The 24,450-nt window shown below is 33.1% G+C and carries 24 protein-coding genes, 2 tRNA genes, 1 pseudogene and 1 riboswitch; of the genes and pseudogenes, 4 read left to right on the top strand and 23 right to left on the bottom strand.

The window, feature by feature from the left end:
* Nucleotide 1 precedes the first annotated feature (1 nt).
* From TMATH_RS04615 to TMATH_RS04580, 8 genes are all read right to left on the bottom strand, one after another.
* A complete protein-coding gene (locus TMATH_RS04615) occupies nt 2-2,275 on the bottom strand; it encodes a DNA internalization-related competence protein ComEC/Rec2 (protein WP_013150147.1) in 2,274 nt (757 codons plus the stop codon).
* A gap of 1 nt (nt 2,276) precedes the next feature.
* Nucleotides 2,277-2,999, bottom strand: coding sequence for an MBL fold metallo-hydrolase (locus tag TMATH_RS04610; protein ID WP_012994960.1), 723 nt, complete (start codon nt 2,997-2,999; stop codon nt 2,277-2,279).
* A complete protein-coding gene (locus tag TMATH_RS04605) occupies nt 2,996-3,721 on the bottom strand; it encodes an HAD family hydrolase (RefSeq protein WP_012994959.1) in 726 nt (241 codons plus the stop codon). Before TMATH_RS04605 ends, TMATH_RS04610 begins: the two co-directional genes overlap by 4 nt.
* A 76-nt stretch (nt 3,722-3,797) precedes the next feature.
* Complete coding sequence (locus TMATH_RS04600; protein WP_013150146.1) at nt 3,798-4,298, bottom strand: ECF transporter S component; 501 nt, start codon at nt 4,296-4,298, stop codon at nt 3,798-3,800.
* A 121-nt stretch (nt 4,299-4,419) separates the two neighbouring features.
* Complete coding sequence (locus TMATH_RS04595) at nt 4,420-4,605, bottom strand: aspartyl-phosphate phosphatase Spo0E family protein (RefSeq protein WP_012994957.1); 186 nt, start codon at nt 4,603-4,605, stop codon at nt 4,420-4,422.
* Nucleotides 4,606-4,677: 72 nt separating this feature from the next.
* A complete protein-coding gene (locus tag TMATH_RS04590) occupies nt 4,678-4,896 on the bottom strand; it encodes a hypothetical protein (protein ID WP_013150145.1) in 219 nt (72 codons plus the stop codon).
* Between the two features lie 272 nt (nt 4,897-5,168).
* Nucleotides 5,169-6,044 carry a branched-chain-amino-acid transaminase gene (gene ilvE, locus TMATH_RS04585; protein WP_013150144.1) on the bottom strand — a complete coding sequence of 292 codons (876 nt, stop codon included), beginning with the start codon at nt 6,042-6,044 and terminating at the stop codon, nt 5,169-5,171.
* A 117-nt stretch (nt 6,045-6,161) separates the two neighbouring features.
* A complete protein-coding gene (locus TMATH_RS04580; protein WP_012994954.1) occupies nt 6,162-6,332 on the bottom strand; it encodes a 4Fe-4S ferredoxin in 171 nt (56 codons plus the stop codon).
* Between the two features lie 143 nt (nt 6,333-6,475).
* Between TMATH_RS04580 and TMATH_RS04575 the strand changes: the two genes are divergently transcribed.
* Nucleotides 6,476-6,549: transfer RNA gene (locus TMATH_RS04575), tRNA-Gln, on the top strand.
* A gap of 4 nt (nt 6,550-6,553) precedes the next feature.
* Nucleotides 6,554-6,629, top strand: a tRNA-Glu gene (locus tag TMATH_RS04570).
* A gap of 32 nt (nt 6,630-6,661) precedes the next feature.
* Here the strand turns inward: TMATH_RS04570 and TMATH_RS04565 are convergent.
* The 3 genes from TMATH_RS04565 to gltX all read right to left on the bottom strand — a co-directional run bounded on the left by TMATH_RS04565 (nt 6,662) and on the right by gltX (nt 9,529).
* Nucleotides 6,662-7,363: a DUF3307 domain-containing protein gene (locus tag TMATH_RS04565; RefSeq protein WP_013150143.1), complete on the bottom strand. Its 702-nt coding sequence runs from the start codon at nt 7,361-7,363 to the stop codon at nt 6,662-6,664.
* Nucleotides 7,356-7,988, bottom strand: a complete 633-nt coding sequence (locus TMATH_RS04560) for a SatD family protein (RefSeq protein ID WP_013150142.1) — start codon at nt 7,986-7,988, stop codon at nt 7,356-7,358. The genes TMATH_RS04565 and TMATH_RS04560 overlap by 8 nt, the downstream gene beginning before the upstream one ends.
* A 98-nt stretch (nt 7,989-8,086) precedes the next feature.
* Nucleotides 8,087-9,529 (bottom strand): glutamate--tRNA ligase, encoded by a 1,443-nt coding sequence (gltX, locus tag TMATH_RS04555; protein ID WP_013150141.1) that lies wholly within the window; start codon nt 9,527-9,529, stop codon nt 8,087-8,089.
* Nucleotides 9,530-9,659: 130 nt separating this feature from the next.
* Here gltX and TMATH_RS04550 point away from each other — a divergent pair, with 130 nt between their 5' ends.
* Nucleotides 9,660-10,133 (top strand): phosphatidylglycerophosphatase A family protein, encoded by a 474-nt coding sequence (locus TMATH_RS04550; RefSeq protein ID WP_013150140.1) that lies wholly within the window; start codon nt 9,660-9,662, stop codon nt 10,131-10,133.
* A gap of 3 nt (nt 10,134-10,136) precedes the next feature.
* Here the strand turns inward: TMATH_RS04550 and TMATH_RS04545 are convergent, their stop codons facing one another.
* Together TMATH_RS04545 and TMATH_RS04540 are read right to left on the bottom strand one after the other, a co-directional pair.
* Nucleotides 10,137-11,195, bottom strand: a complete 1,059-nt coding sequence (locus tag TMATH_RS04545; RefSeq protein WP_013150139.1) for a coiled-coil domain-containing protein — start codon at nt 11,193-11,195, stop codon at nt 10,137-10,139.
* A 54-nt stretch (nt 11,196-11,249) separates the two neighbouring features.
* Nucleotides 11,250-11,855, bottom strand: coding sequence for a helix-hairpin-helix domain-containing protein (locus TMATH_RS04540; protein ID WP_013150138.1), 606 nt, complete (start codon nt 11,853-11,855; stop codon nt 11,250-11,252).
* Nucleotides 11,856-11,973: 118 nt separating this feature from the next.
* Between TMATH_RS04540 and TMATH_RS04535 the strand changes: the two genes are divergently transcribed.
* A complete protein-coding gene (locus TMATH_RS04535; RefSeq protein ID WP_012994947.1) occupies nt 11,974-13,227 on the top strand; it encodes a D-alanyl-D-alanine carboxypeptidase family protein in 1,254 nt (417 codons plus the stop codon).
* Nucleotides 13,228-13,255: 28 nt separating this feature from the next.
* On the opposite strand, the gene asnB is transcribed toward TMATH_RS04535, so the two are convergent.
* From asnB to obgE, 10 genes and pseudogenes are all read right to left on the bottom strand, one after another.
* Complete coding sequence (gene asnB / locus TMATH_RS04530) at nt 13,256-14,767, bottom strand: asparagine synthase B (protein ID WP_013150137.1); 1,512 nt, start codon at nt 14,765-14,767, stop codon at nt 13,256-13,258.
* An 81-nt stretch (nt 14,768-14,848) separates the two neighbouring features.
* A complete protein-coding gene (locus TMATH_RS04525; protein WP_012994945.1) occupies nt 14,849-16,501 on the bottom strand; it encodes a cobalamin-dependent protein in 1,653 nt (550 codons plus the stop codon).
* Complete coding sequence (locus TMATH_RS04520) at nt 16,498-17,598, bottom strand: NAD/NADP-dependent octopine/nopaline dehydrogenase family protein (RefSeq protein WP_013150136.1); 1,101 nt, start codon at nt 17,596-17,598, stop codon at nt 16,498-16,500. The genes TMATH_RS04525 and TMATH_RS04520 overlap by 4 nt, the downstream gene beginning before the upstream one ends.
* Nucleotides 17,599-17,699: 101 nt before the next feature.
* Nucleotides 17,700-17,831, bottom strand: a riboswitch (cyclic di-AMP (ydaO/yuaA leader).
* 63 nt (nt 17,832-17,894) lie between these two features.
* Nucleotides 17,895-18,545, bottom strand: a complete 651-nt coding sequence (locus tag TMATH_RS04515) for a helix-turn-helix transcriptional regulator (RefSeq protein WP_012994943.1) — start codon at nt 18,543-18,545, stop codon at nt 17,895-17,897.
* 134 nt (nt 18,546-18,679) lie between these two features.
* A complete protein-coding gene (gene rsfS / locus TMATH_RS04510) occupies nt 18,680-19,033 on the bottom strand; it encodes a ribosome silencing factor (RefSeq protein WP_012994942.1) in 354 nt (117 codons plus the stop codon).
* 16 nt (nt 19,034-19,049) lie between these two features.
* On the bottom strand, nt 19,050-20,240 hold the full coding sequence (locus tag TMATH_RS04505) for an LCP family protein (protein WP_013150135.1): 1,191 nt from the start codon (nt 20,238-20,240) through the stop codon (nt 19,050-19,052).
* Nucleotides 20,237-20,821: a bis(5'-nucleosyl)-tetraphosphatase (symmetrical) YqeK gene (gene yqeK, locus TMATH_RS04500; RefSeq protein ID WP_013150134.1), complete on the bottom strand. Its 585-nt coding sequence runs from the start codon at nt 20,819-20,821 to the stop codon at nt 20,237-20,239. Before yqeK ends, TMATH_RS04505 begins: the two co-directional genes overlap by 4 nt.
* Entirely contained in the window at nt 20,811-21,446 is a 636-nt protein-coding gene (nadD, locus tag TMATH_RS04495) for a nicotinate-nucleotide adenylyltransferase (protein WP_013150133.1), read from the bottom strand. The genes yqeK and nadD overlap by 11 nt, the downstream gene beginning before the upstream one ends.
* 109 nt (nt 21,447-21,555) lie before the next feature.
* Nucleotides 21,556-23,044 (bottom strand): annotated as a pseudogene (locus TMATH_RS04490) (IS1182 family transposase).
* A gap of 116 nt (nt 23,045-23,160) precedes the next feature.
* Nucleotides 23,161-24,432, bottom strand: a complete 1,272-nt coding sequence (gene obgE, locus TMATH_RS04485) for a GTPase ObgE (protein WP_012994938.1) — start codon at nt 24,430-24,432, stop codon at nt 23,161-23,163.
* Nucleotides 24,433-24,450 lie beyond the last annotated feature (18 nt).

Genomic DNA, 24,450 nt, shown 5'->3' with positions numbered 1-24,450 from the left:
TTCACTCCTTAATAACCGTCTTTATATAAGCTTTTTTCCCATCTGTCTTTACAATAATAGCACCATTTTTGTCTGTTCTATACACTTTAGACCTTTCTTGAAGAGATTTTAGCACTCTCTCATGGGGAAGTCCATAACTATTTTTGCCTACTTGGATAATACATACTTTCGGATTGATTTTTTCGATAAATTCTTTTGAAGATGAAGTACTGGACCCATGGTGTGGCACTTTTAGAATATCAGCCTTTATGTCTAGATTTTTTAAAATCTCTTCGGCTGGTTTTTCTATATCACCTGTAAACAAAAACTCCATATCTTTATACTTTATTTTAAAAACAAGTCCATTATTATTTATAGGATTCTCTTCTATTAAATTTAGAGGATCAGGATGTAAAACATATATTTCTACACCATCTACTTTGATTTTATCACCCCTTTTTAAAAACACAACTGGAATATTTTTTGATTTTGCAACTTCCATCAATTTTTTGAAATTGTCATCAGCAACTTTTTGTATTCCTACAAAGATTTTGTTAACCTTCATTTGTTGTAAAATAGTAAGTATTCCACCTACATGGTCGATGTCAGTATGAGATATAAAAACTCCATCAAGTTTCATAACACCTTTATAATACAAAAATGGAAGTAGTATATCCTCTCCAGCATCAAAAGAAGAAATTGAAATTAAAGGTCTGCCTCCCCCATCTATCAAAAAAGTTTTGCCATGAGGTGTTCTTACAAAAGTACTATCCCCTTGTCCTATATCCAGGAAAGTCACTTCTAAATTTTTAGGCAATATATAATTATAAGAAAAAAAGGTTATCATAAAAGTCAAGGCAATTGTAATAAAAATCTTTTTCGTTTTTCTGTCAAAACTACTGAATGTAACTGCCAAAATTCCATAATACAAAACAATTACATAAAGAGGAGGAATAATAGTATTTATACTAGCATAAGGAAAGCTATTGAGTAAATTCGTTATGTACAAAATAGCTTCTACAAAAGGTATGTTTATATAATTTATGAAATAGGACAGGAAAGGTAAAATAAGTCCTATAATAGCCGATAAAAATCCCAAAACAACTGCCACATCTGCCAATGGTACTATTACAATATTGGATAAAAAGGAAATAATGGATATATAGTGAAAATAATACATAGTAAGAGGAATTGTACCGATTTGAGCAGAAAAAGTTATAGCAATTAAATCTCGTATTTTAGGATTTAGCATTGATAATTTTTTTTGTATTGGCTTATAAAAATACAAAATGGCTAAAGTGGCAACAAACGAAAGTTGAAAGCCGACATCCCATAGCATTAGAGGATTAAATATTAATATCAAAAAAGCAGCAAAAGACAGAGAATTTATAGAATTATGTTTTTTACCATAGGTAGTTCCAATTAAAGCGATAGAAGCCATAAGAGCTGCTCTTATAACTGGCGGATTTGCTCCTGTTAAAACTACGTAGAAGATCAATACAATTATAATAATTGGAATTTTATACCTTCTGATGTTAAAAAGACTTAACATATAAAGTACAAAACCTGTTACAATTGCTACGTGCATTCCTGATACCGAAATAATATGTGAAATACCTGCTGTCCTAAATTGCTCCAAAGTCTCATGTCCAATAAGTTTATCTCCTAAAATGAGTGACATAACAAATTTTGCATCTCTTTCGGGCATTGAATTAATATAATTAACTTCTATTTTTTCTTTTGCAGCATATATAACCTTCTCAATAAAATTTAAATTGCCTTTGCTTACAATGTCAACCGCATATTCATCTACCCTCATTAATGCATATATTCCTTTTTTCTTTAAAAAAAGATAGTAATCAAAGCCTCCTGGGTTTGTCGCTTTTTGGGGAATTGAAATTATCCCTCTTATGCTTACAATATCTCCTTCAGAAGGATATTCGCCCCCATATTGAGTAACCAATACTTTAGGTATTTTAGGCGGTTTAACTATATATTTAGCATAGCTTTCATATTCTTTTACTTCTTTTACCTTGCCATTTATAGTTGTAAACTTCCCTTCAAACTTTATATAAGGATTGGGAGAATTGATAGCATTGCTACTTAAAATTGCCCCTACAAAAATAAACGAAATTAAGAGAAGCAAACTAACATTTTTATTTTTCAAATATCCCCACAAAGAAATAGCCACTGAAATTGCTAATAAAATCAAGAAAGCAAAGGAATAAAAAACATATCTTCCAATTATTATTCCCAAAGAAAGAGCTATGGTGAGATATAAAAATGGAAATTCCATTTTATATCACATAAACTTCAAAGTCATTTGCAATTTCTGTATTTTCAAAAAACTTAACCGCTTCTTCATAATAATCATTGATAAAAATAAGCGGCGACAAATGAGTTAAAACTAGTTTTTTACACTCAGCTTTTTTAGCAATTTCAGCAGCTTCTGCAGCAGTTAAGTGGGGCCCTTGCATTCCTGTCAAGAAATTTCCATCACATAGGAATAAATCGGCTTTGTTTGCAAAAGATATTAAATCCTCATTATAAGTGGTATCACCACTATATACAAAGATTTTCTCTCCTTTTTTCATCTTCACAGCATAAGTCTCTACAGGATGCATCATTTTTTTAAAAAAAATCTCTATACCTTCTAAATTTAATATAGTTTCTCCATTTACAATGTGTAAATCGAACACATCTTTAAACTTAAAATCCTCTAAAACATTTTCTGGTGTTTGTGGACAATATACCTTTACCGGTTCAGTTAACATACCTCTTGACTTCATAATATCAAGAGCATATCTTAAAACCATCATATCTGCCACATGGTCAGAGTGTAAATGAGACAAAACTATGTATTTCAATCTATTCAAATCGTAATACCTTTGGTATCGGCTTATAACTCCACTGCCACAGTCCAATAAAATATGAGTATTTTCTTCTTCTACTAAATATCCAGAAGTAGCACCATAAGGTCCAGGAAAAGGCCCATGGCATCCTAATACTGTGACTTTCATAAATTTTTGCCTCCCTCCTTAAAGCTACAAACAAACTCATATAAATCTTGGTAACTACCCCTTTGTGTCACTATTATATCTTTTGAATTTCTATTTATCATATAGTCCTCAATTAAGAATGTTTTCATTCCTAACTTAAAAGCTATCAAGTCCTCTTCTACATCATTTCCCACCATATAACAATTTTCGGGTTTTTTATTTATAACTTCTAATATCTCTTCATAGTATTGTATGTGAGGTTTGCAATAATGCATATTTTCATAAGTAGTTATAAAATCGAAATAGCTTTCAGTAAGACCTGCCCATTTAAGTCTTTCTAAAATTGCAATCCTTGGAAATACAGGATTAGTAGCTAAAACAAGTGTATAGCCTTTTTCTTTCAAAATCTCTAAAGACTTCTTGACATATTCATTAGCTTTAATATTTTTCCCCAATTCTTTGTAATCATTTAAATAAAAGTCTTCAAAAAGTACATCCAATTCTTCTTTTGGATAATTAACTTTTTCTAAAAAAGACTCAAAAAACACCTCTTCATTGGTTTTGTTTGGGTCCAAATTGTTTATCATGTCCATGCTAGCACTATAAAGGCTTTTAAACAGAAAATGAGGATCAAATAGAGAAGAAAGTTTTTTTGTAAGGCTTAAAAAGTATTCATCTAACATCTTATCCGTATCGACAGGAAGCAATGTCCCGTCCAAGTCAAACAAAAATGTATCTATCATCGTCATCACCTCAATTTCCTTTCACTATATAATGATATATTTTTGCATAAAAAAAAGCAAGGTTTTAAAAACCCTGCTACGCTTTGTTAAATAATTCCAATCGAGATATCAAACGTATCAAAATATACCCTACTATTATACTTGCGAAACCTTGTACTAAATTACTTGGCACATCAACTAATGAAGTTTTAAAACCGTACATAACTCCCCCTGCAATATAGTATCCTAACACCATCCATAAAGCTCCTATAGTAAGAAAAACAACCCTTAAATATTCATTAGTATATTTTTTATACATAAGTCCAACAATCAACCCTTCTATCCCTTTAATTATAAAAGTCCACGGTGCCCAATAAGCATAACCTGACAACAAATCCGCTAAAGCGGAGCCAATTCCTCCGGCTATAAACCCCATCAGAGAGCCAAATAAAGCAGAACTTAAGAATATAAAAGAATCGCCCACGTTTATATATCCTTTTGTAGCCGGTGTTGGTATCTGAATCACCATAGTACCGATAGTAACCAATGCGATCATAAAAGCCCCATATACTATTTTTTTCACCTTGTTCTGAGCCATATTTTCACCTCCAACAAATTTATGTATGATAGTTTATATTATAGCATACAATTGTAATGGTGCAATCATAACAATATAATAACAAAAAAAGAAAAGCCTCTTTTTTAAATTTTAAAAAGGCTTAGATATAGTTTCCCACTGTAGAATACCTGTCTTTTTTGGTAATTATATATGAAACAATCAAATCATCGAGTTTACGACTTATATCAAGCACTTTTTCATAATCAATCTCTTCTTTAGTAACAAGGTTATCTAGTTCTTTTCTTAAAACACTTATCTGTTTTTCTAACACTTCATTACTTTTCATTTCAGTTACCCCTTTTTAAGAGTTCGTATATACAATTTTACCATCATAATACAAAAATTACAATAGGTTTTATTAAGAAACAACTTTTAATTTATCTATTATATTAACTAATTTCTTATAAATTTCTACAATTTCTTGTCCACACTTTACTTTCCAATCAATTTCTCCCTCATTTACCTGTATTGCTTCCTTATTTAGAATTCTATTTAAGATGTCATCACTCTTTATTTTTTCCTTAATGTTCTCCATACTCCGTTTTAATTCTTCATCTATTTTTTTTACTACACCCATCTCTCTACTCTCCCCATTTAAATGTTTATTATAATATATTCTATATATGTTATAAATTTCCTGCTGAAATTTAAAATTTTTTACTTTTTTTATTTCACCCATAATAATTTTAAAAAATATTTAAAACCTTGTTCGTTGCTAATTATAATCTGTGATAAGCCTTTATCCCTGGCTTTAAATCCACTTGTTTAATCATATCTTCTATAAAATTTTCTAGAATAACAAATATCTCTTCTATATAACAATTGCATGGAAGTTATCCATGCAATTGTTTATTCATATACTTTTGTCCCTAAAACAGTAGTAAGTTTTCTAAACTCTTCTATTATCTTTTTCGTTATAGGACCAGGCTTCCCATCTCCGATTACCCTATGATCCACTTCCACTACTGGTACTGCTTCAGCAGCCGTACCTGTCAAGAAACATTCATCTGCAGTATATACATTAAATAAAGAAAAATACTTTTCTTCAAAAGGTATCCCTAATTGTTTTGCGATATCTATTATCGTAGCCCTTGTAATCCCTCCTAATGCTCCTACTGCAGAAGGAGGAGAATATAACGTACCATTTGAAACTATAAAAATATTGTCACCGGTACATTCAGCCACATATCCTTCTTGATTTAAAATCAAAGCCTCTGGATATCCTGCTTTTACTGCTTCAATTTTTGCGAGTATATTGTTTAAATAATTTAATGACTTTATCTGAGGATCTAAAGTCTGTATTGAATTTCTCCTATAAGTAGAAGTAATAATTTTTAAACCATTTTGATACATAGATTCAGGATACAAAGCAATCTTATCCGCTATTATTACAACTGTGGGTTTAGGACATTTATATGGGTCAAGGCCTAAATCACCTTTTCCTCTTGAAACTACAAGCCTTATGTAAGCATCCCTTAAATTATTAATTCTTACTGTTTCAATAACCTTTTCTTTCATCTCTCCCATCGTTATAGGAATGTCAAGAAGAATAGCCTTCGCCATACTGTAAAGCCTTTTTAAGTGTTCATCAAGTTTAAATATAACTCCATCATAAGCCCTTATACCCTCAAAAATTCCGTCCCCATAAAGATAACCATGATCAAAAACCGAAACTGAAGCTTTTTCACTGTCCACAAATTCACCATTTACATATACTAATCCCATATTTTTATGACTCCTCCTTTACTTCGAATTAATTTAGTAAAATTTTATCACTTTAAAAGAGTTTAGTCAATGTAATGTAAAAACAAAAAGCCTCCTTATGGAGGCCTTTTGCTTTAGTTACTCAGCTTTTACAGCACCTGTTGGGCACACAGCTTCGCAAGCACCACAGTCAATACAAGTATCAGGGTCGATCTCGTATTTTCCATCCCCTTCATGGATAGCATCTACCGGGCATTCCGCCGCACAAGCTCCGCAACTTATACATTCGTCGGTAATGTAATGTGCCATTATTTTCCCCTCCCTGTATACAGTATGTAACTCCACAAACATTATAAATTATTTATACAGAATTGTAAACAGCCCAATAAAACCTTGGTAATGGGTATTGTCAAATTGTAAAACCTATGATATAATTACTTTCGTCAAGACGCTGCCGAATGGTGTAATGGTAGCACAGGTGACTCTGGATCATCTGGTCTAGGTTCGAATCCTAGTTCGGCAGCCATTATGGCCCCATCGTCTAGCGGCCTAGGACATCGCCCTCTCACGGCGAAGACAGGGGTTCGAGTCCCCTTGGGGCTACCAATAAAGGAAGAAAAGGCATCCGGTAGATGCCTTTATATTTTTAATATAGCTTTTATCAGTAACCCTCCAAAAAGAGCTATAAGCATACTCAACATCGTCCCTATTAAGTAGTATTCTGCAAAATCTTTATTATCTAGCTCTTTATACCTCGCAATAGACTTAGCACCAATCACAAAACTAGCTGCCGCTATTTGATTGACGGCAATTAACGTCATCATCAAAGTCCGCTCTAGCATACCAATTATTTTCCCTGAAGACGTTATTTCCATTTTAGAAATATGAATATTTAGACTTAAAAGCACGTATTTTATGAAAATTGCTCCTCCAAAAATGACATAAATATAAATGCAGAATACAGCAAATATTTTAAAGTAGATTTCCGGATAGGAAAAACAAAAGACATCAATAAGTTTTAAAGAAATAAAATAAATAGTAAGAAAATGAAAGATTTGATCCCCTATAAAGAAATAAACATTGTCTGTTTTTGCAATTTTATATTTCAAATAATCAATTATGATATGAACAAAAGATAAAAATATTAAAAACAAAATTGCTTTAAATTTAAAGAAGGGTAAAACCAACAGGTTTAGTACTAGCACAACCAAAAAATGTTTTATAAATCCTTCAATTAGTCCCTTACTTTTCTTAAGCACAATAGAGTCTGTTTGAAATAGGTAATCACTCAAACCATGAGATAAAAAGAGCAATGTTAAAGCAAAATTTTGGCTATTCATTTGTATTGCCCTCCAATACAAATTTCAACAATCGGACAATGGCTTTTTCCCCTCTTACAACAGCTTGCCATCTAGCTGCATTGCACCTTTTTGCCACATTTTGTGGCATTACTTTTAAAATTTGAGCCGCTTTTTTGTAGGTTCCATATTTTTCATAATTCATAACTGCCTCCCATTGAGCCCTAGTCCACTTAGACTGTAAAGCATCCAATAAAGTAAATAGAGCAGTAGTAGCTTCTTCTATAAACAAATCTCCAGTTTTCACTATTGTAATAGCATTTTTATCACATAAAGACAAGGCCTCTCTCGCCCTATAAAAAGCTTCTCCGTCCATTTCCCAAGAATTTTTTTCTATACCTGTGGAAATAGATCCTATGCCAATTCCAATGCGTAAACCTGCAGGGAAAAAGTTATATCTGAGATTCCTAACGACAGCTGGCAAAAAATCTACCTGTTTTAAAATTCCTTGTATTTCATCTCCTCTCATGAGTGAAAACTTTACAAGCAAATAATCTTCGCACGCCTCATTTACTTCTTCCACCGCTTTTATAAAATTTTCCCTCTTAATCCCTTTGGCTAATAACTCTCTTGAACCAATTATGTCGCCTGTTATAACTATATACACACGTTATCACCCTTTCATGGGTTAAAATAATAGTATCACCCTTATGAGGGTAATACTATTGTCTATAGTAGTAAAAATTATACATTATGTCAATATTTTTATGGGTTCTTCATCTTTTCAATAAAATCTAAAGCTTTTTCAATTCTCTGGATAGTTCTTTCTTTTCCCAAAAGTTCCATTATGTCAAATAGTCCTGGCCCAAAAGTTCTCCCTGAAATAGCTAATCTAGTAGGATGAAAAAGTTCACCGCTGGATATTTGTAATTCCTCAACAAGTTTGCGATAAACTTTCTCAGTCGTAAATTTATCAAAAGGTTCTACTTCTTTTAAAGTCTCTGCTGCCTTTTTCAAAATTTCTGCGACTTTCTCTTTAGTAAAATACTTTTTGACTCCTTTTTCTTCATACTCGTTAACTTCTGTAAAATAATAACTCATGGCATCAGCTATATCCACTAGAGTTTTTTCCCTTTCTCTTACTATACTTACTATTTTTTTGATGTAGTCATAATCGAACTCTTCCCTAATTAAGTTTTTATCTTTCAAAAATGGAATAACTGCTTCAGTTAACTTATCTAAATCGTAATTCCTTATGTAATGGCCGTTTATCCAAGTCAGCTTTTGTACATCGTAAACAGCTGGATTTTTTGATACCCTTTCTAAAGTAAATTCTTTTATGCTTTTTGAAACATCAAAAATTTCCTCCCCGTCCTTTGGCATCCATCCTAGTAAGGTTATATAATTTACAATCGCTTCAGGGAGATATCCTTGCTCTTCAAACTCTTGCACGGAAGTAGCTCCATGTCTCTTACTAAGTTTACTCCTATCAGGAGCTAAAACCATAGATACATGGGCAAATTGAGGAGTTTCTAAACCTAAAGCCTCATAAATTAGTATTTGCTTTGGAGTATTTGATAAATGTTCTTCTGCCCGTATAACATGAGTTATCCCCATTTGGTAATCATCTACCACAGTGGCAAAGTTATAAGTAGGCATATTGTCTGATTTCATAATTATAAAGTCATCAATAGTAGAATTATCAAATTCTACGTCTCCTCTTATTATATCGTGCACAATTGTTTTTCCTTCACTAGGCACCTTTAATCTTATAACGGGCCTTTTGCCTTTTTTTAAATACTCTTCAATTTGTTCTCTGGTCAAATTCCTACATTTTCCTGTATACATAAAGGGCCTACCTTCATTTTCTGCCCGTCTTCTCATTTCCTCTAGCTCTTCTTTTGTACAAAAACAGTAGTAAGCCTTGCCCTCATCTAATAATTTATTTGCGAATTTTCTATATTCATCTAACCTTTGGGATTGGTAAATAGGTCCTTCATCCCAATCAATACCTAACCACTTAAGTCCATCAAGTATTCCTTTCATAGATTCTTTTGTAGACCTTTGTAGGTCAGTATCATCCACCCTTAAAATAAATTTTCCTCCATAGTGCCTTGCAAAAAGCCAATTAAAAAGGGCTGTCCTGGCACCGCCTATATGTAAACTCCCTGTAGGACTTGGAGCAAATCTTACTCTTACTTCACCCATCTTTTTCACCTCTTATAAGTTTAAACTATTTTGATTATACTTTAATTGAATTGTTTTTTCAACAAAGAAGTATTTCAACAAAAATTTGTGGTATAATCATACTATAAACTTAAAAAAAGGAGCTGTTAGTGTGAAAGATATTGCTATAAACCTATTAGAAGAAAGAGGAGTTACTTTAGAAGATATGACAGTATTAGTACTAGACTTGCAAAAAAGGTACTATGATGATTTAACAATAGAGGAATGCATAGAAAATTTACATCATGTGCTTGAGAAAAGAGAAGTTCAAAATGCAATTTTGACAGGTATTGCGTTAGACAAATTAGCAGAAAAAGACATGTTAGAAGAACCTCTTTTGTCTATTATAAAAAGAGATGAACCTTTATACGGCATCGACGAAATTTTAGCCTTAAGCATTACAAATATTTATGGTTCTATAGGTTTTACTAATTTTGGATATCTCGATAAAGTAAAACCTGGTATAATGGGAAACCTTAATAAAGATAAAGATAAAAAGTGTAATACCTTTATTGATGACTTAGTAGCTGCAATAATCGCCGCGGCTTGTGCTAGAATTGCCCATTCTAGAAAAGAAGTTTTATAAATATTACTTTTGTAAAGTAAACTTTACATAGCCCTCTTCGGTCTTAACCTTTTTTAATTTAAATCCTTCAACAGGAATTTTAATGTTTATGGTGGTATCATAGCCATAGAGAATCTTTTGAAGCAACTGGTCGTTAATTTTTATATCTCCTATATTCAGAGAAGTTATTAACAATTTAATCTTGTTATCTTCTATTCCAAAATTTCCTTTTAAAGTGTATGAATCATCATCTTTTATTTCAAAACCTTCTTTGCTAAAAGAAACTGTTATATTTTTTAACTTATTACTGTAAGAACGTATCATCTTTGTTACATCAGCATCAGAAAAAGAAGCAGATATGTCAAAAAAAGAAAACCTCAAATCTTTATACTCCAAAGTATCCCATGGAAGTTGGGAAAGATGGCTTAATAAATAATCTAAAGAAGGAAACATTTTGTCCAAATTATCAGCTAGTGTAAATATTTTTTGATAATTTGCAATTTTGATTTTTATCTCTTCTAACATTTGGCTTTTTGCTAACCTTAATTCATCTATTTTTTTTAACAATTTTATTTGTTCTTTTTGTTTTTCTATAAGCTGTAATCTTTGGGAGGTTAGTCTATTTTCCTCTTCTTTTTTATATTTTACAAGCTTATTTAAATTATCTAGTTTATTGTAGAAATAATTGGTAATAATGTCTATGTAAATAAGCCTATGCAACAACTTACTGGAATTTTGTGCCATAAGTAGAAGTGATAGTATAGCATTTGCCCCATCCATATACAAAAACCTAAACCAAGTCTTTAATACCTCTTTTTCCTTTTCTATCTCTTTACTTACTATTTGTATTTCTTTAGATTTTTCTTGAATGACTACAGCTAAATTTTCAATATCGGCCATTAAATTTTCCAAAAACTTTTGTGTTTTAAGCCTTTCTATCTCAAGATTCAATAGCTCTAGTACAAGTTTTTGTTCTTCCACTTTCGCCCTATTAAGCTCAGAAGAGGTATCAATCTGTGCTGGTACTAGCATAAAATTAAATAAAAAAATACTCACAGTTATAACAGCTATCAGCCTTTTCATAATACCCCTCATTTAATATAGAATTTTTTGTTCTATGTGGAACTATTTAACATACTAATCAACGGTAATTTTATCTTTTATCTGTTCAAACATTTTAGGACCTATTCTAGGGACATTCATTATGTCTTCAATCTTTTTAAAAAAACCTTTGTTTTCTCTAAATTCGATTATCCTCTCAGCCGTTACAGGTCCTATTCCTGGTAAAGTTTCCAATTCTTCTTTGGTTGCAGTATTTATGTTTATTTTTTCGCTTTTTTGTAGTGTCTTTGCAGAAGAAGTATTATATATCTCACCCTTTTTTGGGACTATTATCATTTGTTCGTCCTTGACTCTTTGTGCAAGATTTATATTGGAAAGGTCTGCTTCTTCCAAGGGTCCTCCTGCTTTATTTATAGCATCTATTACTCTTTCTCCTTCCTTCATAGTATAGACCCCCGGATTTTTTACTAATCCTGTAACATACACTTTTATTTCTAAAGGTTCTTCCTTGTTTTCCTCCTTCTCGGCAATTGTTTCTATCGCTATGCTTTCATTACTTTCATTGATGACAAATTCATTTTTTAATTTAAAATTTTGGTAAATTACATATCCTGAAACCGATAATATAAGGCATAATATAACAATAATAGCATATTGCTGTTTTTTTGAAAAACAAGGCATATTAACACCTCTTTTTACAGCGTCCTTTATTTATTTCTACATGAATTAAAAAATTCCTTTTTATTTTTTGCGTTTTTTTGTTATACTTTAAGTATCAGCATGAATTGGAGGCATAAAAATGAAAAAAATGGTAGCTTCTTTGCTCATACTATTTATTTTGGTAGTACAAATAACTCCTGTATACGCTAATGTGCCATCACCACCTGAAATTGTAGGCCCAACTGCAGTTTTAATGGATTTTACAACAGGTCAAGTATTGTACGATAAAAACATGCACAAAAGAATGTACCCTGCAAGCACAACTAAGATTTTGACCGCAATTATCGCCATTGAAAAGGGAAACTTAAATGACATCGTAACAGCTAGTGATAATGTTACAAAAATAGATGGAAATTCAATATTTCTTTCTCCTGGTGAACAACTTACGTTAGAACAATTACTTTATGCAATTATGTTAGAATCAGCTAATGATGCTGCCATCGCTATCGCTGAACATATTGGTGGAAGCGTAGAAAATTTCGCTAAAATGATGAATGAAAAAGCCAAAGAAATTGGGGCTTACAATAGCCATTTTGTAAATCCAAATGGTCTTCCTGATGAAAACCATTATTCCACTCCTTATGATATGGCATTAATAGCAAGGTATGCAATGCAAAATCCTGAATTTAGAAAAATAGTAACTACAATACATTACCAAATTCCTCCTACTAATAAGTTTGATAAAGTAAGAGACCTATGGTTAAGCAATCGCTTAATTAAACCTTCAAGTTTTCGCTATGAAGGAGCTGACGGAGTAAAAACGGGATATACGGTTGCAGCTGGTCAAGTTTTAGCAGCTTCTGCAACGAGAGAAGGTCGCAGACTTATCTCCGTCATAATGGGTGACCAAGGAACAAACATTTGGACAGATACTATAAAACTTTTGGATTACGGTTTCCAAAACTTTAGTTTAGTGAAAAAAACAGAAAAAGGTGAGGTAGTAACCTATATCGATTTAGGAAAGTCTCACTTTAAACTTCCTCTTATTGCAAAAGAAGACTTTTACTATGAAGTCCCTAAAGGGCAAGAAAATTCTATAGAAACTCAAATAATACTTAATAAAAACATAAAAGCGCCAATAAATAAAGGAGACATATTAGGTTACATTAAATACACTTTAAATGGAAAGGAGATAGGTACAAATCATCTTATTGCAGCGGAATCTGTTTATAAAAACTTTTTGGGATACTATTATACAGAAAACCAATCTTTTGAAATAAAAAACAATCCCGTAAAATTTATTGCTGGAGCAACGATTTTAGGAACAGCTTTTCTCCTTTGGAGAAGACGGAAAATTAGAAATAGAAAAAAATATATCTTCTCAAAATATTGATTTAAAAAGAGGGCAGAATGCCCCCTTTTTATGCATATATTTGGTTGTCATTGAGACTTCTACTTCTTCCCATGTCCTTTATAAAAGAATCAACATTAAAAAATCTTTTTAAAATTTTAAAATAATACAGCTCTTCCTTTGACTTTATTTCAAAACCGTTAGAAAGGAATCTATTTTTTATATACTCTGCATCACTAATTTCTGATTCTGCTATCTTATTTAATATTTCAGATGTACCACTTCCTATTGCAAATTTTTCTTTTCTTCTCCATACAATTGACTCTGGTAAGTAATTTTCTGCAAGTTTTCTAAGTATCCACTTTTCGGTTTTTTCTCGGCCGTTAATTTTAAATGATGGCGTTATTTTAAACGCGTACCGTAACACTTCTACATCTAAAAACGGTACACGTCCTTCAATGGAATGTGCCATTGTCATTCTGTCAACTCTTTGAAGATTTGTATTATGCAAATTTCGAGTTATATATTTTAATTCGGATTGTAATTTCCAAGGACTGGTATAATTTTTAAGGTAATGGTATCCACTAAACAATTCATCAGCACCTTCTCCCGAAAGAATAACTTTTACGTAATTGCTTGCAAGTTTTGCTACAAAATATGTTGCAACAGCACTTCTGACTAAGGCTGGATCACAGGATTCAAGATAATATATAACTTCGGGTAAAATTTTTTTTATGTCCTCCTCTGTATAAATAAATTCATGGTGAATCGTCCCCACATAATCAGCAACAACTCTTGCGTTCTTTAAGTCATTACTTCCTTCGACGCCTACTGCAAATGAATGAAGGGGCTTTTTGTATTTTGCTGCTATTGCTGCGATAAGACTGCTATCCAATCCGCCACTTAAAAATACTCCAACAGGCACATCAGCAATCAACCTTTTTCTTACTGAATCCTCTAATCTAAGCCTTAATCCATTAATAATATTATTAACATCTGCAAAATGCATCGGATCCTGTGGAATTGTATAATATTTCTCAAATCCGTTTTCAGTTGTATAAATATATCCATTAGGAAATTCATTTATATCATCAGTTACTTCCTGAAGTGCTTTAATCTCCGAAGCAAAGGCAAAATACCCTTCTTTTGTTTTGCCATAATACAATGGCTTTATTCCTAAAGGATCACGAGCAATAAATATGGTCTTTTTTTTAGAGTCATAAATAGCTAAAGCAAACATTCCATCAATATAGTTAACACAATTTTTACCTAGTTCTTCATACAAATGAATTATTACTTCGCTATCAGTATCTGTGGAAAAAGTATGGTTTTTTAACTCTTTACGCAATAATTGGTAATTGTAAATTTCTCCATTATAAATAAGCCAATACCTACCATCTTCGTTTTTTATAGGTTGACGTCCATGATAAAGGTCAATTATCGTCAGCCTATTATGGCCTAATGTAATATTTTCATCTACAAAAATCCCTGACTCATCCGGGCCACGATGTCGTATTTTATCAAGCATCCTTTTTATTTTACTCTTATCACCAGTTCCTATAATTCCTGCTAATCCGCACATTTAGCTATCATTCCTCCTCTTCAGATATATTCAAAGAAATTCAATAAGGAACGTAAGAAAAGATCTTACGTTCCCAAGTTTTTATACTTCTATAGCTGATTTTTCATATTCACGTAAAATCCTTTCTACCCTTTCTTCTTCAGGTATTATTCTATGCTTCTCATAGTCATAAGCATAGCATGCACCATCTATTACTTTGGTTTGCAATTCTCCTTTTGCATACTTGTTACCCTTGAGATGTGGTGCATCTAATAGACCAATCTTTATCGCCAATGCCAACACATCTGGATCTGCCAGTGGATCAAGACTGTAAGGTGCCAAGCTTTTTATCGCTTCCAATAAAATCCTTGTCTCTTTCTTTAACTGTTCTTTTCTTTGAATTACTTCTTTATCCTGAGTCAAATCAGGCATTCCAAACATAGAATTTTTTATCACGGCTTTTACTATTTTAACGCTTTCAATTATATCTTCTGGCGTTGCAGCATGATGAGCTTCACAATATCCCACTACGTGATATATATGAGGTCTTATAGCCATAGAGAGATAAGCACTAGAAGCTAACTGACCCTTGGCTTCTAAAAGGTCAGTTGGAAAACTTGCAAGTCCCGCTCTTGCTTGCCTTATCACTCTGAAATTTTCATCTTGCAATTCTTCTATCAGCTCTATCTTAGCTAACATTTTTGCCAAATCCATTTTTGGTGAAATAGAAGCAGGCACGTTAAACATAAATTGTGCTACATAGTCTTTAACACCCATTTTTTTTGCATTATATGCCGCAAGATATGCCGTTGTTACCCCAATTACATCATGAGCATCCCTCAAGCTCCAATGGTGTGGCTCGTTTACCTCCACTGGTACTCCTCTTTCAGCATGCCATTTCATCAATTGTTGATTTTCTCTGATTGAAGTGTTAACATCTCTTGGACCTCTTCCATCGAGAACATTGTACCAGCTAAGTGGTATTGCTGCCCACGCATTGTGAATCGTTCGCAAAAGCATTTCCGCCATCTTAAATACGTCATTTGTACCACTGTAGCACCTTAAAAGAGGGAAATTACCCCTTCTTGAAGCTTCATATATCCTTATCAAGTCTTCTTCCTTTCTTACAGGAACGCCGCCTGCTCCATCTAAAGATTTATCATATTTCTTATCAAAGAAATGCTCTTGAGCATTTTGGTCTGGCGCGAGAGAAATTACATCTAAAATTTCTGCCTCTGCTATCTTCTTAACACCTTCTATAGTATCTTCTAATGAAGGAAGTCCAAAGTGGTGTCTTATGATAGGATAAGGGAATTTATCTTCTATTCTTCCTATTAGTGTATCAGCAAAAACCCGTTGTTTATGATTTGTGCTTCCTCCTCTTAAAAAATTAATTGTAGCTTCATCACCATTTTTACCATCAAAAACTGCTACAAATATTCCTGACCTTCTTGCCACGTCTGCAGTAGGCTCTGTACCGCCAAACACCCACCTAATATGTTGCAAATTATTTACTTCTATTTCCTTTTTTAGTTCTTCTAAAAGTTTTTCAAGAGCAGAAGGAGTCAATCTATAGCTTACTCCTACAATTGACGGCTTATGTTTTTTAACGGCTTCTATCAATTTCTTTATAGGAACAGCAGGACCCAAAAATATAGTTTCATAACCTTGCTGTTCTGCAAATTTTAAAAAGTTATATACACCGGCCACATGGACACAATTACCTATCGCTGCCGCTACAATTAACCTTTTCACGCTATAGTTACCTCCTTTCTTTTTCCTTCCACCAACTCTATAATTTCCTCTACTGTTTTCCCTTGGATCCCTAGTTTCTCAGCCGTCCTTCCAATATTCCAATAATCTTTTCCGTGCATAACCGAAGCAAGATGTATAACAGCATCAATAGTGGGAGTCTTAATGCCTATTTCTTTTCCTATAGAAGACATAGGCACCAAGCTCATAGGAACATCTTCAAATATATAACGACAATCTAATGTTTGAGGAGCTAATAAGCCAACATAAGCTTTTGTATTTTGAATTGCCTCATATAGATTTTCTCCTTCCGCATTATAACTTTCTTTTAGCCATCTTTTAGCTGAAATAGTATTTACACCTAGAGCTTTTGCCACCATCATTCTTTCGTTGTCTATTTTTTCCAATATTTTTGCAACAGAAGGAGAAATACCCTCCCGATAAAATTCAAAATTCCCTTTTGTAGTTTCTATTCTTGCTGCATTAAGTATAGTTGGTGCAGGGTGAAAAACAGCTCCAAAATTGTTAAGGCTTGTTTCCAAAACATTTTGCGCTGGAATAAATTGAGGAAAGGCGGTATTAAGCGCTTCCACTACCATTTCTGTTTTATCGTTAGGTATCGCAGCAACAGCCACAACTTCCTTTACCATAAATATTTTGGATTTTCCCATGGAAGACCTGCATGCATATATTAAAGTATCCGTTTCTGCAATAATTACATCCAAGTCTTCTCGTCTTCTTATAATATTATAAAATTCCAAAGCACCACCAGTTCTTCCTGGGGTTAATACAACTATTTGACCATCCTTAAGATATGGCAACATCTCTTCAGCAATTTTATAATGGGCAGAAGCAGGAACTGCCACTAAAATTATATCAACATCTTTAATAGCTTTCTCTATGTCATCAGTTATCACACTTAATTTGCCAAAGCCTTTTACTTCTCCTTCTAATTCAATACCACCTTTTTCTATAATAGGAAGTAATTTTTGATAGGTTCTATTGTACAAATTAACTTTATGACCTTTTAAAGCGAGATGCCCCGCTATCGCTTGACCCCCATTCCCAGCTCCAACTACTGCAAAAGAGAGTCGCTTCATTTTAGTTACCCCCTTTTAAAGAAATGAAAAAGCTATAGAGGAAAATCTATAGCTTCAGCCTTGGGTGTCTGAAAAGACATAAAAAGACACCATTGCTATCATCCTCCTCTTTCAACGCTTACGAGGTTAGCTGACGGGTTCGGGTCGAAAGATAACCCTACCATCTTATCAAAAGATGGATTCACCCCCAAAGTGGTTCCCCCGCTTCTTTACGAATTCAGCGTTTAGCATTTTATTTAATTTTCAAATTTATTTTTATTATATCATAAAGCAAAAAACTTGTAAAGGAAAACATGTTAATATTTACTAAAATCTCCTCCTACTCTTATTTCGTCTAAATAATTGTATATGGTATATCTGGATACACAAAGTATCTTAGCAACGTAATCAACAGCACCTCTTATCAAAAAAGTCCCTTTTTCATCTAACATTTTGACCACTTGTACCTTCTCTTCTTTTGTCATGAAATTTACAGGTTTTCCGTAGTTTTCCAATGTGGTGTTTACTATACTTTCAAGTACATCACTAACACTTCCTGCATAAGCCTCCCGAGCTTCTTCATTGGTATCCGCTACATCGCAAAACTCTGATAAAGTATTTTTTACCATTACAAATTCCGAAATATCGATGTTGATTGTAAGACACCCCACAGGTTTACCATTTTCATCTTTTATAAAAAGAGCAGACGACTTCAAAATCTTACCATCTTTACCTTTACTCTTATAGTTTATTAAATTTTCAACATTTTCAGATTTCAATATTTTCGCAATGTTCTCAGGCAAAGGGTTCCCTACATCTCTTCCTGTGACATGTCCGTTTACAATTGCAATAATTGGATTTTGAGGTGAAGAAAAGTCATACAGTGCCACTTCGCAATTTTTTCCAAATGTATGTGCTATTCCTTCTATCATAGGGATTATGCTCTTCAAGATAGGATGAGTCTTCATTTGCTCTAAATCCCCCTAATCATACCATATTAAATATATGCAATTAGGTAATGAAAAATTACTGACTAGGCTCAAATTTATTTTTAAAAAGACGGAATGCTAATAAAAAATTTATTAACGTTATTATACATACCTCAAACAAGGTTGTCAAGCACTATTTCCTTTGCATCCGCCCATAATCTCTCTAAATTATAAAATTCCCTTTCTATTTGCTGGAATATGTGAACTATCACATCACCATAATCCATTAAAACCCACTTCCCCCAATTGTAACCTTCGATATGATCCACCAGAATGCCCTCTTCCATGAGTTTCTTTTCAATTTCGTCTGTCAACGCTTTAACATGAGTGTCTGAATTGCCAGTAGCAATAATAAAATAATCTGCGACAACTGTTAAATCACCTATATATAAAATTTTTATATCAGAAGCTTTATTATCTTCTAAAACTTTATAAATTTTAAATACTTTATCTTTTACGTCTATCACTAAATCACCCTCCACCTTATATATTTGTCCCCAAAATTATAGTTACATCAACATTACTGTTTGCATTTGTATCTTCCACTACAATAGCATTTTTTAAAATTTTTTTCAAATTTTCTACTACTTCTTTATTATCAGTTCTATTAATTATCTGAGTCGTGTTATATGTGGTCCCTATCACATTACCTATCTTCACTACATCATACCCTTGTTGTTTTAACAAATCAGCAGTTTTTGCGGCTGCTCCTGGGATGCCACCACCATTTAAAACCTCTATTTTTATATTTTTGTTAACCGCTACCTCATTGGTTTTATCATCTACATTGCTATCTAAATTTGCAATAAATTCTTGTATTTCTTGCGGATCTGTAATATAATAAGCAATCCCGTTAACGTACTGAGGAGTACCAGGCAAAGTAGCTGTTTTTATATTCTCCTTGTCAAGCTTTAAAATATAATCTGCATATTTTAACATAGTAACAGGTGGTATGTTTGTTTCAACGTATTGATTTATAGTTTTTAATATACGATGAATCTTTAATAAAGTATTAGGATTTTTAGCTTTTTCAAACATTGCTAACAAAAATTCCCTTTGTACTTTTACCCTCTCTAAATCTTGTTCTGCATACCCATGCCTAAATCTCACCAGCTGTAAGGCTTTTTCCCCATCTAAAAGCTGAACACCTTTTTTTAAATGAATGTGTAAATTTCCCGCATAATCATCATAATTCATATCCACCGGTACGTTCATTTCTACTCCGCCTAAATCGTCTACTAATTGTTTAAAGCCTTCATATCCAATCTTTACATAATAATCAACAGGCTCTCCAATAAGCTGTGACACCGTATCCATCGCCAACTGAGGTCCACCTATTGGGTAGGCAGCGTTTATCTTTTGTGTGCCATATTTGTCAAGTTTAATCATTGTATCTCTTGGAATAGACAAAATATAAGCTTTATTAGTTTTAGGATTGTAGGATAATAATATCATAGTATCAGAACGCTTTGGATCTGTTGGCGATGTTTCATCAACTCCTAAAACTAATATATTTATTTTCTGAATCGTTTCTGAATTTGTGTTTTCACTGTTTCTTTGCATCAAAAAGCTATCTGAAGGATTTAGAGACTTTAAAAAAATATACCCTCCTACCCCTGCCGATAACAAACTTAACAATAATATCGCAGATATAACTTTTAATACTTTTCTCATTTATCTCCACTCCCAAGCTTCAGAAGAATATAGTTTCGAGCTTTTACTGTTTTTTCATAAAGAAGTAGTCCCCTCTGTAAGACATAACAAATTGTACTATCAAAAGACTTTAACAAAGCAAGCTCCAAATTTTCTTCTGCTAATTCTCTTAATTGCGTTACCCCTTCAAAATCTCTATTAGGCTCTATATAATCCGCAAGAAATACTATTTCATCCAAAAGACTCATATTAACATCCCCAGTAGTGTGAAGAGAGATTGCCCTTTTTATTTCTTTATCTTTGATTCCAAAAATTTCTTCTACTAAATGCGCACCTATAGGACCGTGTAAAAGAAAGGGTGCATTTTTTAAAACATCGTCTACTTCAATTCCATATCTTTGAGCAAATTTTAAAAGTTCTTCATCAGAATAGCTCTTTGCACAATCGTGCAACAAACCTGCAACTTGGGCTTTTTCTACATCAGCACCATATTTTTTAGCAAGATGTATTGCAGTTTCCATAACACCTATAGAGTGTAAATACCTTTCCTTATCTACCAAACTTCTTAGTTTGCTCTTTAAAAGTTCTATGTCATACTCCATTTTCATCATCCTTTTTGTACAAACCATATTTTTGAATATATCTTTCCACAGGCTCTGGCAGCAAATACTTTATAGGTCGGCCCCCTGCTACTCTTTCCCTTATATCGGTGGAGGATATAGCCAAAGAAGGAACAGTCACTTTGTAAATGACATTCCCATAAAACTTTCTAATTTTGTTTAATTCTTCATCTATTCTATCGCCTTCAACTCCTGGCCTAGTTGCGGCAACAAAATTACACATCTTTAAAAGCTCATCTGCACTTTTCCAAGTCAAAATCTCCAAAACAGCATCCGCTCCTGTTATAAAATAAAGTTGAGTTTTATCCCCATAAATTTTTTTAAACTCTTTGATAGTATCAATCGTATAAGTATACCCTTCCCTGTCAATTTCAATCGTCGATACCTCAAAAAAAGGATTAGTTATTGTGGCAAGTATAGTCATTAAATAACGATGTTTTTTATCTGTCACCTTTCGCTTTACTTTATGAGGTGGGTTGCCTGCTGGAACAAAAATCACCTTGTCCAATTTGAATTCAGCCCTTACCGCTTCAGCAGTAACTAAATGACCGTAATGAATAGGGTCAAAAGTGCCTCCCATTATCCCAAGTCTAAGCTCCATTTCCAAGTTACTATCCCCCAATTTATATTTCTTTTATATTATACATTATACATCAAAAGAGATAAATTGCACAAGCTTACCCTGAGACCTCATTAAAGTAAATAAAAAAGTGGAATCAAATTCCACTTTTCAGTTTGTTGACAAAGCAAAATTTAAGCCCCTGTTTTCTTAGTCCCGAAAACAGGGGCTGTATATATCTGAATAAAATTTTCTTTAAAACTCCAAATAATGGATAAAGTTTTGAAATGTCAAAGGGCCTTTTGCCCTTCCTCCATAACCATAAGGCCATTTTCTTTAAATTCATGGCAGCAAAAACAAGCATCGCTTGCATGGACAATTTTTCTTTCCCTCTTAATGTTGTCCATCGCAAACCATGCTTCTCCTTTAAATCTGCAAACACTCTCTCTATTGTCTCTTTCCTTCTCTCATATACTTCTTTACAATAAGGTGTATGCCTTAGGTGTTCTGCTTCATCTACATATCCTTCCCATATGTGCCTGAATATCCTCTTTGTGTAGTCTTTACTTTGGGTACACTTTTCTCTTAAAGGACAGTTTTTACATTTTTCCGGGTTTGATTTGTATTCTCTATATCCTTCTCTATTAGTTGTAACATATGTTAGTATTTCATTCTGCGGGCATATGTAACAGTCATAATATTCATCATACACAAACTCATGTTTCTTCATAAAACCGTCTTTTGTTTTTGGTCTTGTGTATGGCACTGCTGGTATTATTTCTCTACCAAATATTGTCTTTAATATGTACGGATTTTTATATCCTGCATCTACTGCTATTGCTTTCGGTTTTCCTACCCTATTTTCAACTTCTTTTAGTACTTCTTCAAACATTACGCTGTCGTGTACATTCGCTGCTTCAACTTTTACTCCTAATACAAACCCGTTTTTATCGCAGGCTGTGTGAAAGGAATATGCAAAACATTTTTCTTTTTCATTTTTGTTTAACATTCCACTATCTGGGTCTGTTTTGCTTACTTTTACTTCTTTCGTCTTTATCGTCTTGATTTTCTTTAATGGCTTTTTTCCATGAGCTTCTCTATCTTTGTTTATTTCTTCTTCTAGTTTTTCTTGATAAGTCCTGGCTTCTTGTTCTATTATTTCTTTTGTATATTTTTTCTTATTGGCACTTGCTTTTACGTGAGTGGAATCTATGAATACTTCCTCTGCATTTTACTAACCCATGCCTTATTGCTTCTTCTAAAATCTTCGTAAATATTTTCTCAAATATGTCTGTCCCTTTGAATCTTCTTATGTAGTTCTGGCTAAATGTTGAAAAATGAGGTGTTTCTTCTGTTAGCCCATACCCTAAAAACCATCTATATGCAACGTTTGTTTTTATTTCTGCTATTGTTCTTCTTATCGACGGTATACCAAAAAGATATTGAATGAACAGTATTTTTATCAATACTACTGGATCTATACTTGGTCTGCCGTGATCTTCGGAATATTTGTCCTTTACTAAATCATATATGAAACTAAATTCTATTACTCTTTCTATCTTTCTTAAAAGGTGGTCTTTTGGTACTAATTGATCTATGCTTACAAATTCTATTTGATGTCTTGCATCCTGTTTCTTTGTTAACATCTTCCTTCTCCTCTCCTCTTTTGCTTTATACCACTAAAATAACAAGGAACCCTTCTCATCATAACGGGTTCCCGATATTTTGTCAACAGTCTGAAAAGTGGAATCAAATTCCACTTTTATTCATAGTATTCAAATTCAAAATCTCTCACATTTATTGTATCACCACTTTTAAAGCCCTTTTCCTTAAGAGCATCTATTACCCCGCTCTTCCTAAGAAGTATTTCAAAGTACCTTAAAGAATGTTCATCTTGTAAATTTACTCTTTTTAAAAGTTTGTCAATTTTTGTACCGCTAAGATAATAGGTATTATCTTTTACTTCTACGTTGAGAGTTTCTTCCTCTTCAGGAGGTGTATAAACAATAACTTCTGGTACGTCTTTTATCTCTTCAACGGGAATAGAAGAAAGAATTTCTATAGCCTTGTCCAAAAGTTTGTCAATTCCCTCTTTTGTCAAAGCAGATATAGGATATACCTCGTAACCTCTTTTTTTTATTTCTTTTTCAAAAGCAGGATAATTTTCTTTACCACTTTGTATATCAATTTTATTTGCTGCAACAATTTGAGGCAAAGTAAGTAATCTTTCACTGTAAAGTTTCAGCTCCTCATTTATCTTCTCAAAATCTTCTATAGGGTCTCGTCCCTCACTGGCAGAAACATCCACTACGTGTATCAACATTTTTGTCCTTTCAATGTGCCGTAAAAAGTCATGACCTAATCCTTCGCCTCTGTGGGCTCCTTCAATTAAACCTGGAATATCTGCCATTACAAAGGATTTCCCTTTATATTCTACAACTCCCAAATTAGGTGTCAGTGTTGTAAAAGGATAATTGGCAATTTTAGGTCTTGCTCTCGTGCAACTGGCTAAGAGGGTGGATTTACCTGCATTAGGAAATCCTATTAATCCTACATCAGCGAGAAGTTTTAGCTCTAACCGTACCCACATTTCTTTACCTTTTTCTCCGCTTTCAGCAAAACGAGGAGTCTTCAAAGTAGAAGTAGCAAATTTAGCATTTCCCCTTCCTCCCCTACCTCCCCGTAAAACAATAGCTTTTTGATTAGGTTTTACAAGGTCAGCTATAATTTCTCCCGTTTCATCATTAATTATCAAGGTTCCTACAGGAACTTTTATATACAAATCTTCTCCGTTTTTTCCATACTGATTTTTACCTCTACCGTTTTCTCCGTTTTGCGCAATGTATCTTTTTTTGTATTTAAAATCTAACAAAGTTGACAAATTTGGATCTGCTATAAATATAACATCTCCTCCTTTTCCTCCATCACCACCATCCGGCCCACCGTAAGCAACGTATTTTTCCCTTCTAAAAGATATAACTCCATTTCCACCGTCTCCAGCTTTTATGTATATCCTCGCTGTGTCTATAAACAAAATTCTCTCACCTGCCTT

It is taken from the genome of Thermoanaerobacter mathranii subsp. mathranii str. A3 (assembly GCF_000092965.1).
GTDB lineage: Bacteria > Bacillota > Thermoanaerobacteria > Thermoanaerobacterales > Thermoanaerobacteraceae > Thermoanaerobacter > Thermoanaerobacter thermocopriae.
Note: the sequence above shows the minus strand (reverse complement) of the source record. Positions and strands in the feature narration are given on the sequence as shown.

Bases quoted from the DNA above. Each gene is read 5' to 3' on its own strand.
- TMATH_RS04545 (WP_013150139.1), bottom strand. From the start codon at position 11,195: ATGAAAAGGCTGATAGCTGTTATAACTGTGAGTATTTTTTTATTTAAT.
- TMATH_RS04610 (WP_012994960.1), bottom strand. From the start codon at position 2,999: ATGAAAGTCACAGTATTAGGATGCCATGGGCCTTTTCCTGGACCTTAT.
- TMATH_RS04600 (WP_013150146.1), bottom strand. From the start codon at position 4,298: ATGGCTCAGAACAAGGTGAAAAAAATAGTATATGGGGCTTTTATGATC.
- TMATH_RS04605 (WP_012994959.1), bottom strand. From the start codon at position 3,721: ATGATAGATACATTTTTGTTTGACTTGGACGGGACATTGCTTCCTGTC.
- gltX (WP_013150141.1), bottom strand. From the start codon at position 9,529: ATGGGTGAAGTAAGAGTAAGATTTGCTCCAAGTCCTACAGGGAGTTTA.
- asnB (WP_013150137.1), bottom strand. From the start codon at position 14,767: ATGTGCGGATTAGCAGGAATTATAGGAACTGGTGATAAGAGTAAAATA.
- TMATH_RS04580 (WP_012994954.1), bottom strand. From the start codon at position 6,332: ATGGCACATTACATTACCGACGAATGTATAAGTTGCGGAGCTTGTGCG.
- TMATH_RS04615 (WP_013150147.1), bottom strand. From the start codon at position 2,275: ATGGAATTTCCATTTTTATATCTCACCATAGCTCTTTCTTTGGGAATA.
- TMATH_RS04565 (WP_013150143.1), bottom strand. From the start codon at position 7,363: ATGAATAGCCAAAATTTTGCTTTAACATTGCTCTTTTTATCTCATGGT.
- TMATH_RS04520 (WP_013150136.1), bottom strand. From the start codon at position 17,598: ATGAAGCGACTCTCTTTTGCAGTAGTTGGAGCTGGGAATGGGGGTCAA.
- TMATH_RS04595 (WP_012994957.1), bottom strand. From the start codon at position 4,605: ATGAAAAGTAATGAAGTGTTAGAAAAACAGATAAGTGTTTTAAGAAAA.
- TMATH_RS04535 (WP_012994947.1), top strand. From the start codon at position 11,974: ATGAAAAAAATGGTAGCTTCTTTGCTCATACTATTTATTTTGGTAGTA.
- TMATH_RS04515 (WP_012994943.1), bottom strand. From the start codon at position 18,545: ATGAAGACTCATCCTATCTTGAAGAGCATAATCCCTATGATAGAAGGA.
- TMATH_RS04540 (WP_013150138.1), bottom strand. From the start codon at position 11,855: ATGCCTTGTTTTTCAAAAAAACAGCAATATGCTATTATTGTTATATTA.
- ilvE (WP_013150144.1), bottom strand. From the start codon at position 6,044: ATGGGATTAGTATATGTAAATGGTGAATTTGTGGACAGTGAAAAAGCT.
- yqeK (WP_013150134.1), bottom strand. From the start codon at position 20,821: ATGGAGTATGACATAGAACTTTTAAAGAGCAAACTAAGAAGTTTGGTA.
- TMATH_RS04505 (WP_013150135.1), bottom strand. From the start codon at position 20,240: ATGAGAAAAGTATTAAAAGTTATATCTGCGATATTATTGTTAAGTTTG.
- TMATH_RS04590 (WP_013150145.1), bottom strand. From the start codon at position 4,896: ATGGGTGTAGTAAAAAAAATAGATGAAGAATTAAAACGGAGTATGGAG.